The following is a 19,901-nucleotide window of genomic DNA, read 5'->3' on the forward strand; positions in this document are numbered from 1 at the left end:
ACGGGAGGTCCGCGATGATCAAACAAGTCGGCGAGACGACGATCCGCCCGGTGCACCGCGCAAGCTGCCATTGCGGCGCGGTGCAACTGGAGCTGACGCTGCCCGATGGCATCGTGGCCCCGCGCCGCTGCAACTGCTCGATCTGCCGCCGCAAGGGCGCGGTGGTAGCCTCGGTGCCCTTGGCCGGGCTGCGCGTGGTGAAGGGCGAGCATCACCTGCGCCTGTACCAGTTCAACACGCAGCAGGCGAAGCATTACTTCTGCGCCATCTGCGGCATCTACACCCACCACCAGCGACGCTCCAGTCCGCATGAGTACGGCTACAACGTGGGCTGCCTGGAAGGCGTCGACCCCTTCCTGATTCCGGACGTGCCGGTCAGCGACGGGGTGAATCACCCGGCGGATCGTGCCACTACGCCCGGCTGAGCGCCCGCCCGGACACCACCACCCGTCATTCCTGCGAAGGCCGGAATCGATTGTCTTTCATAGCTCACTGCGCGGGCCCGACCAGCAAGGCCAAGCCGCTGGCTCCCCGCCTGCGCAGTAAAGGTGGAGTCCGGCCACTCGGGGCGCCGATTACGAAGCGTTACAAGTCATTGCCAACCTCTCCTGCGCTGGTGCGTTAAGGCGAAGAGGTGCGCGCCATCCAGGCGCGCGAGCCCATCCCGATACCGGCCGCCGAGACGGCTGGAGGAGACTGGCAATGTCCGCCCCATTTCTTGCCCTGCGCCGCGTGCGCGTGCTGTTCGTCCTGGTCCTGAGCCTCGCCGCCCTGCTGCTGCCCGCCGCCGCGCTGGCCGAGGATGACCCGCCCGCGCGGGTGGCACGCCTGAGCCTGGCCGAAGGCGAGGTCAGCTTCGCCGCCGCCGGCTCGGACGACTGGCAGGGCGCGATGCTGAACCGGCCGCTGACCAGCGGCGACCGCCTGTGGGTGGCGCCCGGCGGGCGGGCCGAGTTGCGCGTGGGCTCCACGGCCCTGCGCCTGGATGGCGGCAGCGCGCTGGAGATCGAATACCTGGGCGACCTCGACTTGCGGGTGAAGCTGACCGAGGGCACGCTGGCGCTGCGCGTGCGCGACTACCCGGAGGACGAGTACATCGAGGTCGACACGCCCAACCTGGGCTTCACCGTGCGCGCGCCCGGCGAGTACCGCTTCGATGTGGAGGCCGCCGGCGAGGCGACGACGCTGAGCCTGCGCAGCGGGGCCGGCGCGGTGTATGACGATGACACCTCGCGCCCGGTGCAGCGCGTGCAGAGCGGCCAGCGCCTGCGCTACGAGGGCCGCGATCTGCAACTGCGCGAGTCGGCCCGGCTGGCGCCGCGCGATGCCTTCGACCACTGGGTCGCGCAGCGCGATGCGCGCGAGGAAGCGCTGCGCAGCAGCCGCTATGTGTCACGCGAGATGACCGGTTACGAAGACCTCGACGAGCACGGCGAATGGCAGACGGTGGAGGGCGTGGGCATGGCCTGGTTCCCGCGCGTCACGGTGGTCGGCTGGGCGCCCTATCGCTACGGCCGCTGGGTGTGGGTCGCCCCATGGGGCTGGACCTGGGTGGATGACGCGCCCTGGGGCTTCGCCCCCTTCCACTACGGGCGCTGGGCCTGGTACGGCCAGCGCTGGTGCTGGGTACCCGGCCCCATCGTGCGGCGCCCGGTCTATGCGCCGGCGCTGGTGGCCTTCGTCGGCGGCGGCAGCGGCGGCGTGAGCTGGAGTATCTCGCTGTCCACCGGGCCCGCCGTGGGCTGGTTCCCGCTCGCGCCCGGCGAAGCCTATCGCCCCGGCTATGCACATCGACCGCACTACCTGGAGCGCATCAACCCGCACATCCCGCATAGCCACATCCCGCCCAGCTACCGCTTCCAGCATCAGCCGCACGCGGTGGTCACGGTGCCGGCGCAAGACTTCCCGCGCGAGCGCCGGGTGCGCCCCGGCCCCGCGCTGCCCGAGCGCGAACTGGCCCGCCTGCCGGTGCGCGAAGCGCCGCCACCGCTCACCCCGGTGCGTGTGGAGCGCGGCGGCGACGATGCCATGCGCATGCGTCCGCCGGAGACGGCGTTCCGTCGGCCCGCCATCGGCGAGCAGGGGCGGCCCCCGGGCGCCCAGCCGATGCCGCCACGCCACGGCCAGTTCCCCGGCGCGGCACCGGTCCCGCCGCCCACCCAGGCCTTCCCGCGTGAACAGCACACGATGCCGGGCGTCGGCGACACGCCACCGCGCCCCGAATCACGCAACGACTGGCCACGCCACGACGCCCCGCGCGGCTACACTCCGCCACTGCGAACCCTGCCCGACAGCGGCCTGCCGCACCCCAATCCGCCAGAGCGCTATCGCTCACCGCCGCCACCGCAAGCCGGCTTCGGCGGGCGACCCGACATGCAGCCACCGCGCCAGCCCGAAATGCGCGTACCGGAACGCATCCCTGAGATGCGCCGCCCCGAGATGCGCGCGCAGGAGGCGCCCCGCCCCGCCGCCCCGGCCGCGCCGCCCGGGCCGGACCCGCAGCGCTTTCCGCGTGAGCGTTAAACGGCTTGCCGCTATGCAGGCGGACTGACACGCCTTCGCCCATCGGCACTGGACGGCGGGCAACCGTTCGTACCCTCTTATCCGCCGCGCAGTACGTCGTCACGTCATGGCCGCCGCAGGTCGCGGCTGCCATGCATTTTTCATGCGCCGCTCCAATCATGTGCGGGCGCCGTCCTGCTTCATCTCCTCTCTCGTCCCTGTCACGAGATCAACGGCGCAAGAAATTGCGTCACCCCGTCAAACCGATCCGCGCTGGCCATGCCTGAGGCATGCCGCCAGACCGGACATCCAGGGAAGAGAGAAGAGCATGCGTACACGTACCCGACTGGCCCTCGCGGGCCTTGCGCTCAGCCTGGCCGGCCTGGCCCAGGCGGCTGGCAGCGAGCAACGCCCGCACCGCACCAGCAAACCCGATGGCGAACTGCGCGAGGCGTACATCGAGGGCACCTCGCACCGCTTGCGTTACCGCCTGGTCGAAGGCCGCGCGATGATCGACGACATGGTGGTCGGCGACGAGCAATCGGTGCGCCAGCGCGGCCTGCGCAACATCTTCAAGCGCGAGCGCGGCGACGGTAGCGCGGCGCCGGGCAATGTGCAGAGCTCCGCCGTGTCGCTGCCGGGGCCCAATGGCAGCAGCAACGGTGTGACGCGCGGCGCCCGCATCTGGCCGAACAACACGCTGTACTACACGGTTGACCCGGCGTTGAACGCGAAGGGTCGGCAAGCCGTGACCGATGGCTTGGCCATGATCGCCTCGCGCTCTTCGATCAAGTTCGTCGAACGCACCACGCAGAGCAATTACGTGCGCTTCTACCCGGGCAGTGGCTGCTGGTCGTCGGTGGGCATGGTGGGGGGCAAGCAGGATCTGTCGATCGGCAGCGGCTGCGAGTATTCCTTCGTCGTGGCGCACGAGGTGATGCACGCGCTGGGCTGGTACCACGAGCAGTCGCGCGCGGACCGCGACGATCACCTGACGATCAACTACGCCAACATCACCAGCGGCATGGAGTACAACTTCGACAAGATTCCGACCACGGTGGCGGAGCCCTATGGTCAGTTCGACTTCGCCTCGGTGATGATCTACAGCGCCTACGCCTTCTCGGCCAACGGCCAGCCGACGATGGTGCCCAAGAGCAGCAGCATCGGGCTCAACTCCTTCGGCAACGCGCGCACGCTCAGCGCGGGTGACATCGCCTCGCTGAACCACTTCTATCCGGCCAGCAGCAGCGGCTCGTCTTCCTCAAGTTCTTCGTCGAGCTCTTCGTCCTCCTCGTCGAGCTCATCCTCAAGCTCGTCGTCGAGTTCTTCGAGTTCGTCTTCCAGTTCCTCATCGAGCAGTTCGAGCAGCTCGTCGTCGTCAAGCTCCTCCTCGTCCAGTTCCTCCTCTTCCAGCAGCAGCTCGTCTTCCAGCTCTTCCTCTTCCAGTTCTTCGTCGAGCAGCTCCTCGTCCAGCAGCTCTTCCTCGGGCGGTCAGCCGCGTCTGTGGGGCAATGGCGAGTACCCTTGGGGTTTCCGCGCCTGCGCCAACGAAGGGCAGAGCTGCCGCGTCGGCGGCACCGGCTGGGTGGCCTATGGCCGCGCCGGCAAGTGGGTGTTGCTGAAGGCCACACCGGGCAGCCAGGTGAGCTGCACGGCCGCAAGCTTTGGCAAGGACCCCGGCGGCAAGCCGAACCGTTGCTCCTACCAGCTCCGCTCGGGCTGGTGGTGGTGGCGTTGATGTGATGTAGTCAGAAGGGGGTGAGCATGCGTGTATCTTCGAAACCCTGGGCGCCAGCGCTGTTGCTGGCGGGTCTGATCGCGGGAGGATGGGCGATGGCAGCAGGCGCACCTGAAGCCTTGCGGGGCGAGTTGCGGATTCCCGCCAGCGAGGCGAGCTTCGCCGGCCGGCAGGTGGAAATCCGTCTGTTCAGCCGTGATCCGAATGTCATGGACCGGCCGGCAGAGGTCGTGGGCTCGCTGGACATCGCGGGTCTTTCCCACCTGGCGGGCGAGACGACGATGCGGCCGTTCAAGCTGCCGCTCAGTCGGCCCTACGATCCGGATCGACGCTACTACGCCACCTTCTTCGTGCTGGACCAGGGCACACGCACACATATCGGCGAATGCGCACATGCGCCTAACAATAGTTGCGGCGTGTTCACCCCCAGCGCACCAGCGGAAGTGACGGTCAGCTTCCGCGCCGTGCGCTGAGGCAGGTGCCGCCGCACGCTTCTCAGGCGCTGCGACGGTCGCGCCCTTCCTGCAGGTAGAAGGCGCGCTTGGCGGCGTACATGCTCTCGTCGGCGGCGCGTACGCAGGCGGGCAGTTCCCCCGGCCCCTGGCAGATGGCGGTGCCGAGGGCGAAGCTGAGGGTCCGCCCGGTGTAGAACTGGTTGTTGAGGTCGACCACCGCCTGCAGGCGCTCCACGGCGTCGCGCAGGCCCGCCTCGTCGCAGTTCTGCAGCAGCACGGCGAACTCGTCGCCACCGATGCGGGCGGCGCAGACCTCCTCACCCAGCGCCTTGCGCAAGGCCTCGCCGGCACGCCGCAGCAGGTCGTCGCCAGCGGCATGCCCCAGCTCGTCGTTGGCATTCTTGAGCCCGTTGAGGTCGGCCATGATGATGCCGACGGGATAGCTGCCCTTGCGCACCAGACGCGCCAGCTCCTCTTCGTAGTAGGCGCGGTTGTTGAGCTTGGTCAGCGCGTCGTGGCGCCCCAGGAACTCGAGGTAGGCCTCGGCCTTCTTGCGCGCGGTGATGTCGGTCAGCGACACCAGCACACGCGACCAGTCGGCCTCGCAGCCGGGCAGCACCGAGAACTGCAGGTGCACGTTCACCGCCTGGCCGCTGAGCGCGTAGTTGATGGTCTCGCGCTGCTGGAAGAGTTTGCCGTTCCACAGGTCGATCAACTGCTCGGCAAAATGGTGGTGCATATCGTCGCGGAAGATGCGGCCCAGGTTGCCCAGCACCTCGCTCTTGCTGCTGACACCGAACATGCGCAGGGTCTGCTCGTTGATGTCGATGACCACGATCTCCTGCATGCAACGGGTGACGAACTCCGGGTGCACATTGAGGAAAGTGCGGAAGTCCTCGATCTGCATCGCGCGCACGTCTTCGATCAGGCGGCGGATACCCGAGAAGTCTTCCACCCACAGTGACACAGGGGAATGATCGAACAGGCCTTGCGCGTACTGACGGCTGCGGCGCAGCTCGGCTTCCGCGTGCGCCCGCGGCGTAATGTCCTCCAGCGCGATCAGCACGCGGCTCCAGTCCTCTTCATGGCCGGGCAGGATGCGCGCATTGACCAGCACGTCGATGCGCGCGCCGGCCAGGCTGTAGTTCACGCTCTGGCTGGAGAAGCCCTGGCCACCGGACCACAGCGAGACCATGTCGCGCGCATGCTGGTCGTGCATGTCGTCGCGGAACACCTCGCCCAGGCGCGAGATCAGCGCCTCCGCGCTGGCTGCGCCAAACATGTCGAGGGTGCGGCGATTGACAGTCAGCACGCGGATCGCCGCGGCACAGGCACGCACCGCCTCAGGGTCGGCCGCGAAATGGGCGGAGAGATCGGTGACGCCGCGCTCACGCCAGCCGTCGAAAAGCCGTTTGACCGCGCTGAAGTCTTCCAGCCAGAGGCTGATCGGCGCGTGCTCGAACAGCAGGTCGGTGTCGTAGGAGGCAGAGGGCTGGGACATGATCGGCGAAGGGGTGCTGCGGGAAGGAGGTGGAAATCATACCGCCCACGCCCACAGCAGATTGTGAATGTCAGTATTTGCCCTCCGCATGGCAGCGGCGCGACGCGCGCTACGACATGCTATCGTGGGCCGTGCCATCGCGACCCATCGCCCTCCCAAACCCGCCCCTCGCATGACCGCTCCGCTCTCTCCCCAGGACACGCTGCTCGCCCGCCTGCGCACGCTCAGCCGGCAGGAAGGCGGGCTGCCCTGCCTGTGCCTGCGCGCGGTGCATGCCCATCACATCAAGGCGGTGGAGATCGTGCGACCGACGCTGGTGATCCCGCTGTGCGGCCTCAAACGCGCGCGCGAGCAGGGCGACTGGCTGCGGGTAGCGCCCGGCAAGCTGTTGCTGGTACCCGGTGCGCGCCGCCTAGACATGGAGAACATTCCGGACGAGGCCAGCGGCGAGTACACCGCGGTGGCGGTCAGCCTGGAGGAACCGGTGCTGGGCGCCGCCCGCCATTTGCTGTCCGCCGTCTCCTTCAGCGAACCCGGGCCGATTGCGAGCGTGCCGCTGGATGGCCTGGCCCTGGCACTGCTGGCCTGGCTGGACGCCTTGCAGGGCGGGGAAAGCGTATTGGCTTGTCATGCCATGTCAGGGGTGGTGCTGCGCCTGCACCAGATGGGCTACGGCAGCCTGCTGGCGCGGGCCGCGCCGACGCTCGCCGAGCGCATCCGCTCCATGGTGGCGGCGGAGCCCGCGCGCGAATGGACTTCGCGCGACATCGAGCATGCCCTGGGCATGAGCGGTGCCACCTTGCGGCGCCAGCTCGCGGCGGCCGGCACCTCGCTGCGCGAACTGATCGCCGGCGCGCGCCTGGCGCAGGCGCTGACCCTGTTGCAGAGCACGCGCCTGCCGGTGAAGTCGGTGGCGCAGCGCGTCGGCTATGCGTCAGCGGCCAGCTTCAGCAAGCGTTTTGCCGAGCGCTACGGGGTAGAGCCCTCGCGCGTCGGCAGCAACTGAACGGATCGCATGCGATTCTGAGCACTTCGCGCAGGGAGGGCGGCCTACACTGGCTGCACGTGCCTGGCCCTGCCAGCACACGCCCTGCTACAAGGAGAACCCCCATGCGAATTGAATTGCCCCGCCTGCGCCACGGCCTGCTGGCCGCCGGCCTTGCCCTCGCCACCCTCGGCCTGCATGCCGCGCCGCCGGTGCAGAAGACCCAGGTGCCCGGCTACTACCGCCACGCCACGGGTGACTTCGAGGTGACCGCGCTGTATGACGGTTACGTCGATCTCGGCACACCGCTGCTCAAGGGCCTGCGCGCCGAGCAGATCCAGAGCCTGCTGGCACGCATGTTCCTCGAAAGCAGCAAGGGCGTGCAGACCGCCGTGAATGCCTACCTCATCCACACCGGCAACCACCTGGTGCTGGTCGATGCCGGCTCGGCGAGCTGCTTCGGCCCCACGCTGGGCCAGGTGCAGGAGAACATCCGCGCCGCCGGCTACAAGCCGGAAGATGTCGACACCGTGCTGCTGACCCACCTGCACCCCGACCACCTGTGCGGCGTGCTGGACAAGGCGGGCCAGCCGGCCTTCCCGAATGCCACGCTGTGGGCGGCGCAGGAAGACGTGGATTTCTGGCTCAACGAGAAGGTCGCCGCCGCCGCAGCGGAGGGTAGCAAGCCCTTTTTCCAGATGGCGATGAACGCCGCCAAGCCTTACCAGGCAGCCGGCAAGCTGCGCAGCTTCAAGGCGGGCGACGCGCTGCTGCCGGGCGTGTCGGTGGTGAGCACGCACGGCCACACGCCGGGCCACAGCTCTTACCTGTTCTCGTCGGGCAAGCAGAAGCTGCTGGTATGGGGTGACATCGTGCATAGCCACGCCGTGCAGTTCCGTCATCCGGAAGTGTCGCTGGAATTCGATGTCGACCAGAAGCAGGCAATCGCCACGCGCAAAGCCTTGTTCGAGCGCGCAACCAAAGCCGGCTGGGCCATCGCCGGCGCCCACCTGCCCTTCCCGGGGCTGGGCCACATCCGCAAGGAGAACAAGGGCTACGCCTGGGTGCCGGTGGAGTACGGCCCGATCCGCAGCGATCGTTGATATTTCATTGTCATGCGCAGGCCGGCCCCATCGGCCTGCGCCTCATGCACGTTCAGCCTGCAGCGCGGCATCGGGCTTGCGCGCCGCCGCCGGCCCGCCCAGGGTGATCACATTGCCGACGACGGCGCAGGCGATGCCGGCGACGGTCCAGACAGTCCACGCAAAACCCTCGAACAACCCGGACAACACCAGGGCCAGGATGGGCACGGCCACCGCGACATAGCCCGCGCGGCCCGCGCCGATGCGGCCGATCAGGGTGAAGTAGCAGGCGAAGGCGACCACTGAGCCGAACACCGCCAGATACAGCAAGGAGGCGAGGTAGCTCGGACGCCCGTCGAAGACCAGGGGTTCGCCTTGCAGCAGCGAGATCAGCAAGGCCACTAAGCCGCCCGCCAGCATGGCCACGCCGGTGCTGCCGATCACCGGCAGGCCGGCTTCGTGATTGCGCTGCACGATCAGGTTACCGACCGAGGCGAGCAAGGCCGCCGCCAGCCCGAAAGCCACGCCCAGCCAGGCCGAGCCGCCTTCCACATGCATCAGCTCGGGCCAGAACACCAGCACGATGCCGGTCACACCCAGTGCCGCACCCAACTGCGCGCGTGGCGTCAGCGGGCGACCGAAGAACAGGCGCATACCGATCAGATTGAACACCAGCATGCTGGAGTTGAGCACCGCCATCAGGCCCGAGGCGATGTGGCGCTCGGCTTCATACACGCAGGTGTAGCTCACGCCGAACAGCAGTGCGCCATAGCCCAGCACCCAGCGCAGCTCGCGCCAGGGCAGGCGCAGGGATTCGCTGCGCCAGCGCGCCCAGGCGAGGAACAGCAGGCCGGCCAGCAGGAAGCGGTAGCCCACCGAGGCGGCCGGCGAGACGACGCCGTACTGGAAGGTGATGGCCATCCAGGTCGAGCCCCAGATCAGGGTCGCCAGGAGGTAGAGGGAACTGCTGGGCAGGTGGGCGGGCACGACGGAATCCGGTGAGCGCTGCAGTCCTGCAGTCTAGGCAGCGCAGGCCATGGGTGGCAGACACAGTGCGCCCGATCTGGCCCGGTCGGCGCGCCGGCACAGTTAGAATCCGCCCATGAACGAGCCCTGGACCCTGCATTGCGATGGCACGGCGCTGCCCAACCCTGGCCGCATCGGCGTCGGCGCAGTGCTGGTGGCGCCGGATGGCCAACGCCACGCGCTGGCGCGCGCGCTGGGTCATGGCTGCAACAACGAGGCCGAGGCCCGCGCCATGCTGCTGGGCCTGGCTGAGGCGCAGCGGCTGGGCGCCCGCGCGCTCGCCGTGCATTGCGACAGCCGCGTGCTGGTCGATCATCTGAGCGGCCTCGCCCCGGTGCGCGTGGCGGCGCTGGCGCGTTGCCTGGAGGAACTGCGCCAGGCCCTGGCCGGCTTCGAACAAGTGTCGCTGCGCTGGGTGCCGCGTCACCGCAACCGCGAGTCCGACGCGCTGGCGCGCGGCGTGCTGGGGCTACCGGCGGCTTAGCGGTGGTGTTGCTTGAGGCTGCGCTGCATGCGCCGCGCGCCGGCCAGCAACACCAGACCCAACAGCCACAACCAGGCCGGTTCCGGCACATTGGTGCCGGGCCGGTCGAGCACACCGATGAAGAGCTGCTCGTAGCCGTTGTCGATCTTTTTGTTCACGCAGGCGGCCGAGTCGGCCAGCGCCTTGTCGGTCGTGGCCGTGCTGTCCCAGGCCGGTGCGCAGCCCAGCTTGAGGTCGATGTGCAGCGTGAGGCCGTCCAGATCGAGCGTGGGGTCGGCATACAGCCCGGCCAGTAGAGCATCCAGCTCGGGGATGATGGCGGCATAGGCCGCCTGGTTCGCGCCCAGGTTGTGATTGAGCAGGGTTGCCCCGGGCGTGTTTGGCGCCACCGGGTAGCCTTGCGCGTTGACCCACACCTGACCGCCGGACAGCACGAAGTCGCTGGTGCCGGACAGCGGATTCACCGCCGGGTTGCCGGCCGCCTCGGCCGCGGTGCAGGCGTAGCTGCCGGGATCGCCGTTGTCGCGCGGGTCGCCGGGCAGGGTCGGGAAACCATAGGTGTTGCCGGCATTGGACAGGCAGAACACCTGTCCCACCGTCGCCCCGGCCGCGTTGGTGACCCAGGTGCGCGCCCAGATGCCAAGGTTCTGGTCCTCGTTGGTGTCGTTGTTGTTGAAGAAGAACACCAGCGGCTGCCCGCCCTGGAAGCTCTTCAACGCGGACAGCGTGGTATCCCAGCTCGTGACCAGGTCGCCCGCAAACTGACCACCCCCTCCGGGATCGTTGCCCGCCGCCGTGGCGAAGTAGGGAATGGTGCCGTTGGGCGCGGCGAAGGCGTCGTCCATGCCGGCGGTGTTGGTGGTGACCGGCACCCCGCTGGCGCCGGTGTAGACGACGATCAGGTCCTTGATCGAGCCGGGCGTGGAATCCACGTAATACGGGTTGCCCGGGCCAGTGCCGCCGCTGTTGGCGGTGTCGTAGGCGATGGCGAGGCTGGGCAGGGAATAGGTCAGCACATCGCCGAACTGCAGGTAGCCCGTACTAGGCAAAAGAAGCGCGTGGGCACCGCCGGTTGTGACCAGAAAGGCCACACCCAGCAGGTGTCGCACGCGGGGCATCAGGGCCGGCGCACGCTCAGGGCAGGCAAGGGAGGATTGGAGACGGTTCTTCATGACTGACCTCGATGATTCAGGAGCTGCGGGACGCTGCCCAAGCCTCCTTTCGCGACTTCCGTGCCAGGCCGGTCAACCCTTTATATTCAACAACTTAAAGTGATAACTTGTGTGTCTCGCATAAGCTGTAAAACAGGTCGACTGTTAAACACTGAAACACTCCGCCAGAGGCCTTCCGGCTGCATGGTTTGAATGGTCGAATGCCCGCTGCGGCAAGGCTTGGCACGTCATGTCACCGACATGTTGTGAGGATGCTGCGCGGCGGCCCGCGGGTTTACGCACAGGCTTTCGGTGTCAGCCCTGCCGACAGTGCCGCCCCCTTGATCTGGTCGGCTGCGCGAATGGTCGTGCCTTGCGATACTGCGCGATCGCCGAATCAGGCACCGCATTTCTTCACGCCACCACCATGTCCGCTCCCCAAGCCATTCCGCATACCCCGCTCGAAGACCTGCAGGCCCTGCTCATCGGCACCCTGTTCGTCGCCCTGTCGGTGGTGCTGTTCCGCCACGCCGGCCTGGTCACCGGCGGCACGGCGGGGCTGGCCTTCCTGCTCCACTACCTGTCGGGCTGGCGCTTTGGCCTGGTCTTCTTCCTGATCAACCTGCCCTTCTATGCCTTCGGGGTACGCGCGCTGGGCTGGCGTTTCACCGTCAAGACCTTCGCTGCCGTCGCGCTGATGTCCTTCTACTCGGAATGGCTGCCGCGCCTGCTCCACCTGGACTACCTGGACCCGGCGTTCGCCGCGGTCATGGCCGGCCTGCTGGCCGGCGTGGGCCTGCTGATGCTGATCCGCCACAAGGCCAGCCTGGGCGGCATCGGGGTGCTGGCGATCTACCTGCAGGAACGCCACGGCATGCGCGCCGGCAAGGTGCAACTGGTGGCCGACTGCGCCATCGTGCTCGGCGCGATCTTCGTGGTCGATGCCGAGCGCGTGCTGCTGTCCATCCTCGGCGCGGTCGCGCTGAATCTGGTGATCGCGATCAACCACCGGCCGGGGCGCTACGTAGGCTTCTGAGAACCGTGCGTCCAGCGCCCCGTCACAGCGCTGCCGTTGCCCCGCGTTAAGATCGCCCGATGCGCCCCTCCAAGCACCACGAGCTGGAACTGTTCGCCCTCTCCTGGCCGGTCTTCGTCGAGATGGCCTTGATGACCCTGATCGGCACCCTGGGCCTGTGGATGGCCGGCATGGTGTCGCCGGCGGCGGTCGCCATCTACGGCCTGGCCAACCAGATCCGCCTGATGCTGGACCGCGTGTTCCGCGTGGTCGCCATGGGCAGCAGCGTGCTGGTGACGCAGCACCGTGGCGCCGGCGACGAACAGGGGGCGCGCGAACTGGCTCTGGCCGGCTTCGCCGCTGCGCTATGGCTGGGCAGTGTCGCGATGCTGCTGGTCGCCGGCCTGGCCGGGCCGCTGCTGCGCCTGATGCAGTTGCCGGGCGAGCTAATGGCGCTGGCCGTACCCTTCACCGTCTTGCTGGGCGCGGCGCTGGCGGTGGAGTCGGTCAACATCACCATGTTCTCGGTGCTGCGCGCCTTCACCTACACGCGCGATTCGATGCGCCTGGTAATGGCGCAGAACGCGCTGCACGTGCTGGTGGCCTTCCCGCTGGTCGTCGGCGTCGGACCCGTGCCTGCGCTGGGCCTGATGGGCCTGGGCTGGGGCCTGCTCGCCTCGCGCCTGGTCGTGTTCATGCTGCTGGTGGCGATCTGGGCGCGCCGCCTGTTCATCCGCCTCGACTTCTCGCACGCCCTGTGGGTCCCGCGCGAGCCGCTACGCGCCATCCTCGCCATCGGCGGCCCCAGCGCGGGCGAGAAGATCAGCTTCCGCCTGTGCTTCATGATGACAGTGGCGATGGTCGGCACCATGGGCACCGAGGCCCTGGCCACCCATGCCTATGCCATGACGGCGATGGGCCTGGTGTCGATGGCGATGAATGCGCTGGGCGCCGGCACCGAGATCATCGTCGGCCATGCGGTCGGCGCGGGGCATCCGCAGCTCGCCCACCGTACCGCGCTCAAGGCGATGCGCTGGGGAGCCCTGGCCACCGCCGTGGCAGCGCTGCTGGCCTGGCTGATCGGGCCCTGGGCGGTGGCCCAGCTCAGCCCGGGCACCGGCATCGCGGCGCTGCTGGGCAGCATCCTGCTGCTGGAGATGGTGGCCTCGCAGGGCCGCAACCTGAACATCGTGCTGATGGGTGGGCTGCGCGCGGCCGGCGATGTGCACTACCCCATCGTGGTGAGCATGGCGATCAACCTGGTGATGGGCGTGGGCCTGGCCTGGCTGCTCGGGGTGCATCTGGGCTGGGGCCTGCTGGGCCTGTGGCTGGGCTATGTGGCCGACGAATGCCTGCGCGGCCTGGCCATGGCCTGGCGCTGGTGGCGCCTGGGGTGGACGCCGGCGGCGCGACGCATGCGGCACCGGGTGCGCGCCCGCCAGCGCGAGCGCGCGGCCTGAGCGCCCTGCCCACGCACGCGGGAATCCGGCGTCTTGCGATGGGCGCATCCTGAGCGGTGAAGACACACCCGCCGGCCAAGAAAAAGCCCTCGCACGCGAGGGCTTCTTGTTCCGGCCCAAGCGCCGCCGGGCTCAGCTCTGGCGGGCGTGGGCCTGGATCGCGGTCAGCGCGATGGTGAACACGATGTCATCGACCAGGGCGCCGCGTGACAGATCGTTCACCGGCTTGCGCAGGCCTTGCAGCATGGGGCCCACCGACACCACGTTGGCGCTGCGCTGCACCGCCTTGTAGGTGGTGTTGCCGGTGTTCAGGTCGGGGAACACGAACACTGTGGCCTGGCCGGCGACCTTGGAGTTGGGCGCCTTGGAGCGCGCTACGTCCATGACCGAAGCGGCGTCGTACTGCAGCGGGCCGTCCAGCGCCAGCTCGGGCGCCTTCTCCTTGGCGATGCGCGTGGCCTCGGCCACCTTCTCCACATCGGCCCCGGCGCCGGAGCTGCCGGTGGAGTAGGAGATCATCGCCACCTTCGGATCTACGCCGAAGGCCTTGGCCGAGTGGGCGCTCTGCAGCGCGATCTCGGCCAGCTCCTGGGCGTTCGGGTCCGGGTTGATGGCGCAGTCGCCATAGACCAGCACCTGGTCGGGCATCAGCATGAAGAACACGGAGGAGACGATGCTCGAACCCGGTTCCGTCTTGATCAGTTGCAGCGCCGGGCGCACGGTGTTGGCCGTGGTGTGCACCGCGCCGGAGACCAGGCCGTCGACATCGTCCTGCGCCAGCATCATGGTGCCCAGCACGACGGTGTCCTGCATCTGCTCGCGCGCCTGGCCCGGGGTCAGGCCCTTGCTCTTGCGCAGCTCGACCATGGGGCCGACGTACTGCTCGCGCACTTCGTCCGGGTCGATGATTTCCAGCGAGGACGGCAGGGTCACGCCCTGCGCGGCAGCCACCGCCTTGATGGCCTCCGGCTTGCCCAGCAGCACGCAGCGCGCGATTCCCTTCTCCTGGCAGATGACGGCGGCCTTGACGGTACGCGGCTCGTCGCCTTCCGGCAGCACGATGCGCTTGTTGGCGGCGCGCGCCTTCTGGATCAGTTGATAGCGGAAAGCCGGCGGGCTCATGCGGGTGGACGTCGGCACCTTGACGCTGCCCAGCAACACTTCGGGCGACAGTTCCTCGGCCACCGCGTCGAGCACCGCGTTCATGCGCTGCACGTCGTCGGCCGCCACGGCCGGCGAGATGTGGCTGATGTTGGTGATGGTCTGGAAGCTGTCGGTATCCACGCCCAGGATCGGCAGGCCGCCATCGAAGGCCTGCGAGGCGAGCTCACGGATCTGCGGGTGGATGTCGGAGCCATGGGTCAGCACCAGGCCGGCCAGTTGCACACCCTTGGTGGCCGCCAGCGCGGTGGCCAGGATCACGTCGTCGCGGTCACCCGAGCTGACGATCAGCGAACAGGGGTTGAGGCGGTCGATCAGCTCGGCAGCGGAGCGGCCGGCCATCACGGTTTCCAGCATGCGGCGCGAGGCCAGTTCGCCCTCATTGATGATGCGCGCCTCCAGGTGGCGCGCCACGTCCAGCGTGCGCGGCGCCTGCAGGGCCGGGTTGTTGGGCACCACGCCCCACAGCGCGATGTCGCCCAGCTTGGCACGCGCGGCAGCCGCATCGTAGTCGGCCGGGGCCTTGTTCACGATGGCACCGGCCACATGGCAGCCGATCTTCGAGACGCGTTGTGCGGTCTGCGCGATCTCAGCGGCGGCATCGACACCCTCGCTCTCGCTGCCCACCAGCACGATCTCGGCCTGCAGGCTGCGCGCGATCTCGGCGTTCAGACGCGGCGTGAAGGGATAGTTGGGGTCGGTGTGCAGACCTTCCACGACCAGTACATCGGCGCCGTCAGCCGCGCTCATGCACAGGCTCACGATCTCTTCCAGCAGTTCCGCCTCCTGCCCCGCGGCCAGGCGCGCCGAAGCCTGATCCATCGGCAGCGCATGCGAGGCCTCGACCTGGCAGATCTCGCGCGCGAAATGGACCGAGCGTTCGTTGGTCGTATCATCCTGCGCCAACGGTTTGCAGAAACCGACGCGCAGCCCTTGGCGCTGCAGGGCCCGCACGACCCCGAGGGCAACTGAAGTCAGACCAACGTTCTGGCGGGTGGGCGAGATGAAGAATGTCTGCATGATCGTGAGTTAACCAGTTAGGAACACGGGAGCCACGGGTCTGGACTGCGGCTCTGCACAATCCCTGGGTGAACTCGTAGCGCGAACGATCTTAGTATGTCTGACAAGGGCCTTGTAGAGAGAAACTCAATCATTTGATCTGAACCAGATAATCCCCTGCTATTACGCGCCGATGAATCTATTGCACTGCCGCAACCCTCTTTTTAGCTCCTCCGGCCGCCTATGGCGAGCCTCTTGCCATGCCTGAGACCGGCCTCGATCTGCTGGTGGTGGGCGGCGGACCGGCTGGCCTGATGGCCGCTGAGCAGGGCGCCGCTGCGGGCCTGCGCGTGCGTGTGTGCGACGCCATGCCCTCGCTCGGGCGCAAGTTCCTGATGGCCGGCAAGGGCGGCATGAACATCACCCACTCCGAACCGGCAGCGGCCTTCCTCGCCCGCTACGGCGCGCGCCAGGAACGGCTGGCCCCACTCCTCGCCCGCTTCGGCGCTGAGCAGTTGCAGGCCTGGATCCACGGCCTGGGCATCGCAACCTTCATCGGCAGCTCGGGACGCGTGTTCCCCACCGACATGAAGGCCGCGCCGCTGCTGCGCGCCTGGCTGCACCGCCTGCGCGAAACGGGGGTTGAGTTCGCGGTGCGCCAGCGTTGGCAGGGCGGGCTGGCCCGCGCCGAAGGTGGCTGGCGGCTCGATTTCGACACCCCCGCCGGTGCCCAGACCGTGACGGCGCGCGCCGTGGTGCTGGCCCTGGGCGGCGGCAGTTGGGCGCGTCTCGGTTCGGACGGCGCCTGGCTGCCCTGGCTGGCCCGCCACGGCATCGACCTGGCGCCACTGCGCCCGGCCAACTGTGGCTTCGAACTGGCCTGGAGCGACTACCTGCGCCAGCGCTTTGCCGGCCAGGCGATCAAGCCGGTGCGGGCAAGCTACCGCGGCCTGCAGGGCGAAACCTTGAGCCGCCAGGGCGAGTTCGTGCTGAGCGACTACGGCGTCGAGGGCGGCCTGATCTACGCATTGTCCGCTGCGCTGCGCGAGGCCCTCGACCGGCAGGGCGAAGCCTGGCTCCACCTGGACCTGCTGCCGGACTGGCCGATCGACCGCGTGGAGGCCGAGCTGGCCCGCGGACGGGGCAGCCGCTCGCTGGCCAGCCATCTGCAGAGCCGGCTGGGTCTCAAGGGCGCCAAGCTCGCGCTGCTCCACGAATGCCTGCCTGCCACGGACTTTCAGGATCCGGCGCGCCTGGCCACCGGCATCAAGGCCCTGCCCTTGCGCCTCACCGCCACACGCCCGCTGGACGAAGCGATCAGCAGCGCTGGCGGGGTGTGCTTCGAGGCGCTGGACGAAGGCTTGATGCTGCGTGCCCTGCCCGGCGTGTTCTGCGCCGGCGAGATGCTGGACTGGGAAGCCCCCACCGGCGGCTACCTGCTGACCGCCTGTTTCGCCACCGGCCATGCCGCGGGCCGTGGCGCCGCCCAATGGCTGCGGCCGGCCACGTGAAGCCCTTCACAGGCTGCCCGAGCGGGTACTCGTGACCGCGCGAGGCTTCTGCTTGAATACGGGCAAACCAGAACATAAAACGATTACTACACATCACGACCACCGGGTGACACCGTCCAGCCCCTACCCCGGTGAACAAAGGAGCAGGGATGAGCACGCTGCTGAACAAGATCGTCTTCACCGGCGAGACCTTGGACGGGCATTACATTGACGACGTGCGGCGCGCGGCCGAGCGGCGCCTGGGCATGTCGCCCAGCGAGCTGGACCTGGTGTTCTCGGGCCGCCGCGTGGTGCTCAAGCGCGGCCTCAGCGAGGAAGAAGCGGATCGCTATATCCGCGAGCTGGCCAAGCTGGGCATGCACGTGGTGCGCACGCCACAAAGCAACACACCGAAGTCTGCGAGCCTGCAGCCGCCCTTGTCGGACAACTCGCTGAAAGCCCAGATGCTCGCCCAGGCCGCGCGCGATGAGCGCTCCGACGGGCAAGGCGGGCTGTTCAGTTTCTTTTCGCGCGGCTCGCACTGAGCCACCCACCAGGCTTCAATAGCTGAGTGAATCGAAGGGCGCCTGCGCGCCTTCGAGGGTCAGCGTCACCTGGTTGGGCGCGCAGATCGCCGCCGCGCCGGCCCGCGTGAGCCAGCCCTGCAGCACGCAATACTGGCGCGGCCCGGGATCGGCTGCGACGCGCGCGCGACCGGGCTGAACCTCGATGCGGGTGAGGCCTAGCGGACCGCGCACCTCGGCGCTGCCGGGCCGATCCAGCGGCAAGGTGGCGTGCACCGCGCCGGCCACCCGCACCACCGCGCGCTGGGGTCGCTGTGGTCCCCACAGCGACAGCCCCAGCCACACCACCGCGGCTGCGGCCAGTCCGATGCTCAGGAAGTCACCCGGCTGCAGCAGGCTGCGCCATTGTCGCCAGCCGTCCATGTCACTTCATGTTGCGATGGCGCACCAGCACGTTGCGCGCCTCGCGGAAGTGTCGCGCCAGCCATTCGCTGATGTAGACCGAGCGGTGCTGGCCACCAGTGCAGCCGATGGCGACCGTGAAGTAGGCGCGACCGTCGCGCTCGAAGGAGGGCAGCCAGGTCGCCACGAAACGGCGGATGTCCTCGGCCATCTGCCCCACCTCGGGAATTTTCTCGAGGAAGGCCACGATAGGCTCGTCGCGCCCGTTGAGGGGGCGCAACACCGGGTCATAGTAGGGATTGGGCAGGCAGCGCACGTCGAACACCAGGTCGGCATCGACCGGAATGCCATGCTTGAAGCCGAAGGACTGGAACAGCAGGGTCAGACCGGCACTGGGGGCGACACTGATGAGGTCCTTGATCCAGCCGCGCAGGGTATTGGGCAGCACCGTGCTGGTATCGATGCGATGGCCCAGCTCGGCCACCTGGGCCAGCATCTCGCGCTCCTGCGCGATGGCCTCCTCGATGGTGACGCCAGGATGGGCCAGCGGATGGCGGCGACGTGTCTCGGAGAAGCGTGCGACCAGGGTGTCGTCGCGCGCGTCGAGGAAGATGAAGCGCAGGTCGGCGACCATGGTGCGCAAGGCCTCGGTGAGCTGCGGCATGGCCGAGATGCTGGCGCCGGAGCGCACGTCGATGGCCACCCCCACGCGCTGGTAGCCGGCCGCCCGCAGGTGCGACACGAGCTGCGGCAGCAGGGTGGCGGGCAGGTTGTCGACGCAGTAGTAGCCGGCGTCCTCCAGCACATTGAGCGCGATGCTCTTGCCGGAACCGGACAGGCCGCTGATGAGGGTCAGTTGCATGAGGATTCGTGTGGATTAGGGGTCAACCCGAGGATACCCGAGTCACGCCCGCCGTCAGCCTGATCCCGCACCCTGCTGGCGCGTTAGGCGTGTAGCTTCGTCATCTGCGCGACGCTGGCGGGCACGATCGAGAATCTCCTGCCGCAGGAGGTCGTTGGAACTGTGCCACACGAGGATTTCTTCCAGGCTACGGAAACAGCCCAGGCAAACGTCGGTTTCCGGGTGCAGGCAGCAGTTGCGCACGCAGGGAGAGGGCAGGCCGGACATGCTCAGCGGCCTCCCGCGTCGACGTGGGGGACGAACACACGACCTACCATGGCAACTGCCGCCCGCTGTAATCGTAGAAGCGCCCGTTGTCGCCCGCATCCAGGCCGGCAATGACCCCGCGCATCTGCTCCACCGCCTCGGTCACGCCCAGCAAGGCGTCGGGGCCGCCCATGTCGGTCTGCACCCAGCCGGGATGCAGGGCAATCACGGTCGCCCCCTGTGGACCGTATTCGTTGGCCGCACTCTTGACCACCATGTTCAGGGCCGCCTTGGAACAGCGATAGGCCAGCGCGCCGCTGCCGGTGGTCTCGCCGATCGAGCCCATCTTGGAGGTGATCGCCACGATCTTGCCGCGCGCCAGCGCCACCGCTGGCGCGAAGGCCTGGATCAAGCGCACCTGGCCGAGCACATTGGTGTGCATGACGGCGTCGAACTCTTCGTTGCCGGGCGCGGCAAAGCGCTCGGCATCGGGACCATAGACGCCCGCATTGAGGATCAGCAGATCGAGCGGTGCATCGTCGAGATGCCAGGCCAAGGCGGCCACCGAGGTGGCGACGGTGACGTCCAGCTTCTGCAGGTCGACCCCTGGCGGCAGCCAGTGGCGCGCCGCTTCGGGGTTGCGACAGGCCGCCACCACCTCCCAGCCGTCGGCCGCGTACTGCACCGCCAGCTCCAGACCAATGCCACGACTGGCGCCGGCAATCACTACCTTGGGGGCCATGCACGGTTCTCCATGTTCAGTAATGCCCTCTTGCTGCTATGCGACATTTTGTCGGCAAGCCGCGCGCTGACTGTTT

19 protein-coding genes are annotated in these 19,901 nt (G+C 68.2%); 11 read left to right on the forward strand and 8 right to left on the reverse strand.

Annotation, left to right across the window (positions count from 1 at the left end):
• Positions 1-14 precede the first annotated feature (14 nt).
• The 4 genes from NMB43_RS20135 to NMB43_RS20150 all read left to right on the forward strand — a co-directional run bounded on the left by NMB43_RS20135 (position 15) and on the right by NMB43_RS20150 (position 4,713).
• Positions 15-425 (forward strand): GFA family protein, encoded by a 411-nt coding sequence (locus tag NMB43_RS20135; protein ID WP_494349962.1) that lies wholly within the window; start codon positions 15-17, stop codon positions 423-425.
• Between the two features lie 277 nt (positions 426-702).
• Entirely contained in the window at positions 703-2,523 is a 1,821-nt protein-coding gene (locus NMB43_RS20140) for a DUF6600 domain-containing protein (protein WP_494349963.1), read from the forward strand.
• A 307-nt stretch (positions 2,524-2,830) separates the two neighbouring features.
• Positions 2,831-4,240, forward strand: coding sequence for a M12 family metallopeptidase (locus NMB43_RS20145; protein ID WP_494349964.1), 1,410 nt, complete (start codon positions 2,831-2,833; stop codon positions 4,238-4,240).
• A 26-nt stretch (positions 4,241-4,266) separates the two neighbouring features.
• Positions 4,267-4,713, forward strand: a complete 447-nt coding sequence (locus tag NMB43_RS20150; RefSeq protein ID WP_494349965.1) for a hypothetical protein — start codon at positions 4,267-4,269, stop codon at positions 4,711-4,713.
• A gap of 22 nt (positions 4,714-4,735) precedes the next feature.
• On the opposite strand, the gene NMB43_RS20155 is transcribed toward NMB43_RS20150, so the two are convergent.
• Complete coding sequence (locus NMB43_RS20155) at positions 4,736-6,196, reverse strand: sensor domain-containing diguanylate cyclase (protein ID WP_494349966.1); 1,461 nt, start codon at positions 6,194-6,196, stop codon at positions 4,736-4,738.
• A gap of 172 nt (positions 6,197-6,368) precedes the next feature.
• Here NMB43_RS20155 and NMB43_RS20160 point away from each other — a divergent pair, with 172 nt between their 5' ends.
• Both NMB43_RS20160 and NMB43_RS20165 read left to right on the forward strand, forming a co-directional pair.
• Entirely contained in the window at positions 6,369-7,202 is an 834-nt protein-coding gene (locus tag NMB43_RS20160) for a helix-turn-helix transcriptional regulator (RefSeq protein WP_494349967.1), read from the forward strand.
• 104 nt (positions 7,203-7,306) lie between these two features.
• Positions 7,307-8,284 (forward strand): MBL fold metallo-hydrolase, encoded by a 978-nt coding sequence (locus NMB43_RS20165; protein WP_494349968.1) that lies wholly within the window; start codon positions 7,307-7,309, stop codon positions 8,282-8,284.
• 42 nt (positions 8,285-8,326) lie between these two features.
• On the opposite strand, the gene NMB43_RS20170 is transcribed toward NMB43_RS20165, so the two are convergent.
• Positions 8,327-9,250, reverse strand: a complete 924-nt coding sequence (locus NMB43_RS20170) for a DMT family transporter (protein WP_494349969.1) — start codon at positions 9,248-9,250, stop codon at positions 8,327-8,329.
• A 115-nt stretch (positions 9,251-9,365) separates the two neighbouring features.
• On the opposite strand from NMB43_RS20170, the gene NMB43_RS20175 reads away from it, so the two are divergent.
• Positions 9,366-9,773 (forward strand): ribonuclease HI family protein, encoded by a 408-nt coding sequence (locus NMB43_RS20175; protein WP_494349970.1) that lies wholly within the window; start codon positions 9,366-9,368, stop codon positions 9,771-9,773.
• Here the strand turns inward: NMB43_RS20175 and NMB43_RS20180 are convergent.
• Complete coding sequence (locus NMB43_RS20180) at positions 9,770-10,945, reverse strand: hypothetical protein (RefSeq protein WP_494349971.1); 1,176 nt, start codon at positions 10,943-10,945, stop codon at positions 9,770-9,772. The genes NMB43_RS20175 and NMB43_RS20180 overlap by 4 nt on opposite strands.
• A gap of 406 nt (positions 10,946-11,351) precedes the next feature.
• On the opposite strand from NMB43_RS20180, the gene NMB43_RS20185 reads away from it, so the two are divergent.
• Both NMB43_RS20185 and NMB43_RS20190 read left to right on the forward strand, forming a co-directional pair.
• Positions 11,352-11,960, forward strand: coding sequence for a YitT family protein (locus NMB43_RS20185; protein WP_494349972.1), 609 nt, complete (start codon positions 11,352-11,354; stop codon positions 11,958-11,960).
• A 59-nt stretch (positions 11,961-12,019) separates the two neighbouring features.
• Positions 12,020-13,399, forward strand: a complete 1,380-nt coding sequence (locus tag NMB43_RS20190; RefSeq protein WP_494349973.1) for an MATE family efflux transporter — start codon at positions 12,020-12,022, stop codon at positions 13,397-13,399.
• Between the two features lie 132 nt (positions 13,400-13,531).
• On the opposite strand, the gene pta is transcribed toward NMB43_RS20190, so the two are convergent.
• A complete protein-coding gene (gene pta, locus NMB43_RS20195) occupies positions 13,532-15,580 on the reverse strand; it encodes a phosphate acetyltransferase (RefSeq protein WP_494349974.1) in 2,049 nt (682 codons plus the stop codon).
• A gap of 239 nt (positions 15,581-15,819) precedes the next feature.
• On the opposite strand from pta, the gene NMB43_RS20200 reads away from it, so the two are divergent.
• Both NMB43_RS20200 and NMB43_RS20205 read left to right on the forward strand, forming a co-directional pair.
• Entirely contained in the window at positions 15,820-17,070 is a 1,251-nt protein-coding gene (locus tag NMB43_RS20200; protein ID WP_494349975.1) for a BaiN/RdsA family NAD(P)/FAD-dependent oxidoreductase, read from the forward strand.
• Positions 17,071-17,219: 149 nt separating this feature from the next.
• Positions 17,220-17,594, forward strand: a complete 375-nt coding sequence (locus NMB43_RS20205) for a hypothetical protein (RefSeq protein WP_494349976.1) — start codon at positions 17,220-17,222, stop codon at positions 17,592-17,594.
• A 15-nt stretch (positions 17,595-17,609) separates the two neighbouring features.
• On the opposite strand, the gene NMB43_RS20210 is transcribed toward NMB43_RS20205, so the two are convergent.
• From NMB43_RS20210 to NMB43_RS20225, 4 genes are read right to left on the reverse strand one after another with little or no spacing between them, the layout of a single operon-like run.
• Positions 17,610-17,996: a NusG domain II-containing protein gene (locus tag NMB43_RS20210; RefSeq protein WP_494349977.1), complete on the reverse strand. Its 387-nt coding sequence runs from the start codon at positions 17,994-17,996 to the stop codon at positions 17,610-17,612.
• Between the two features lies 1 nt (position 17,997).
• Positions 17,998-18,837, reverse strand: a complete 840-nt coding sequence (rapZ, locus tag NMB43_RS20215; protein ID WP_494349978.1) for an RNase adapter RapZ — start codon at positions 18,835-18,837, stop codon at positions 17,998-18,000.
• A 54-nt stretch (positions 18,838-18,891) separates the two neighbouring features.
• Positions 18,892-19,203, reverse strand: coding sequence for a DUF1289 domain-containing protein (locus NMB43_RS20220; RefSeq protein ID WP_494349979.1), 312 nt, complete (start codon positions 19,201-19,203; stop codon positions 18,892-18,894).
• A complete protein-coding gene (locus NMB43_RS20225) occupies positions 19,148-19,825 on the reverse strand; it encodes an SDR family NAD(P)-dependent oxidoreductase (protein WP_494349980.1) in 678 nt (225 codons plus the stop codon). Before NMB43_RS20225 ends, NMB43_RS20220 begins: the two co-directional genes overlap by 56 nt.
• Between the last annotated feature and the right edge of the window lie 76 nt (positions 19,826-19,901).

The sequence above is a fragment of the Uliginosibacterium sangjuense genome, assembly GCF_059132465.1.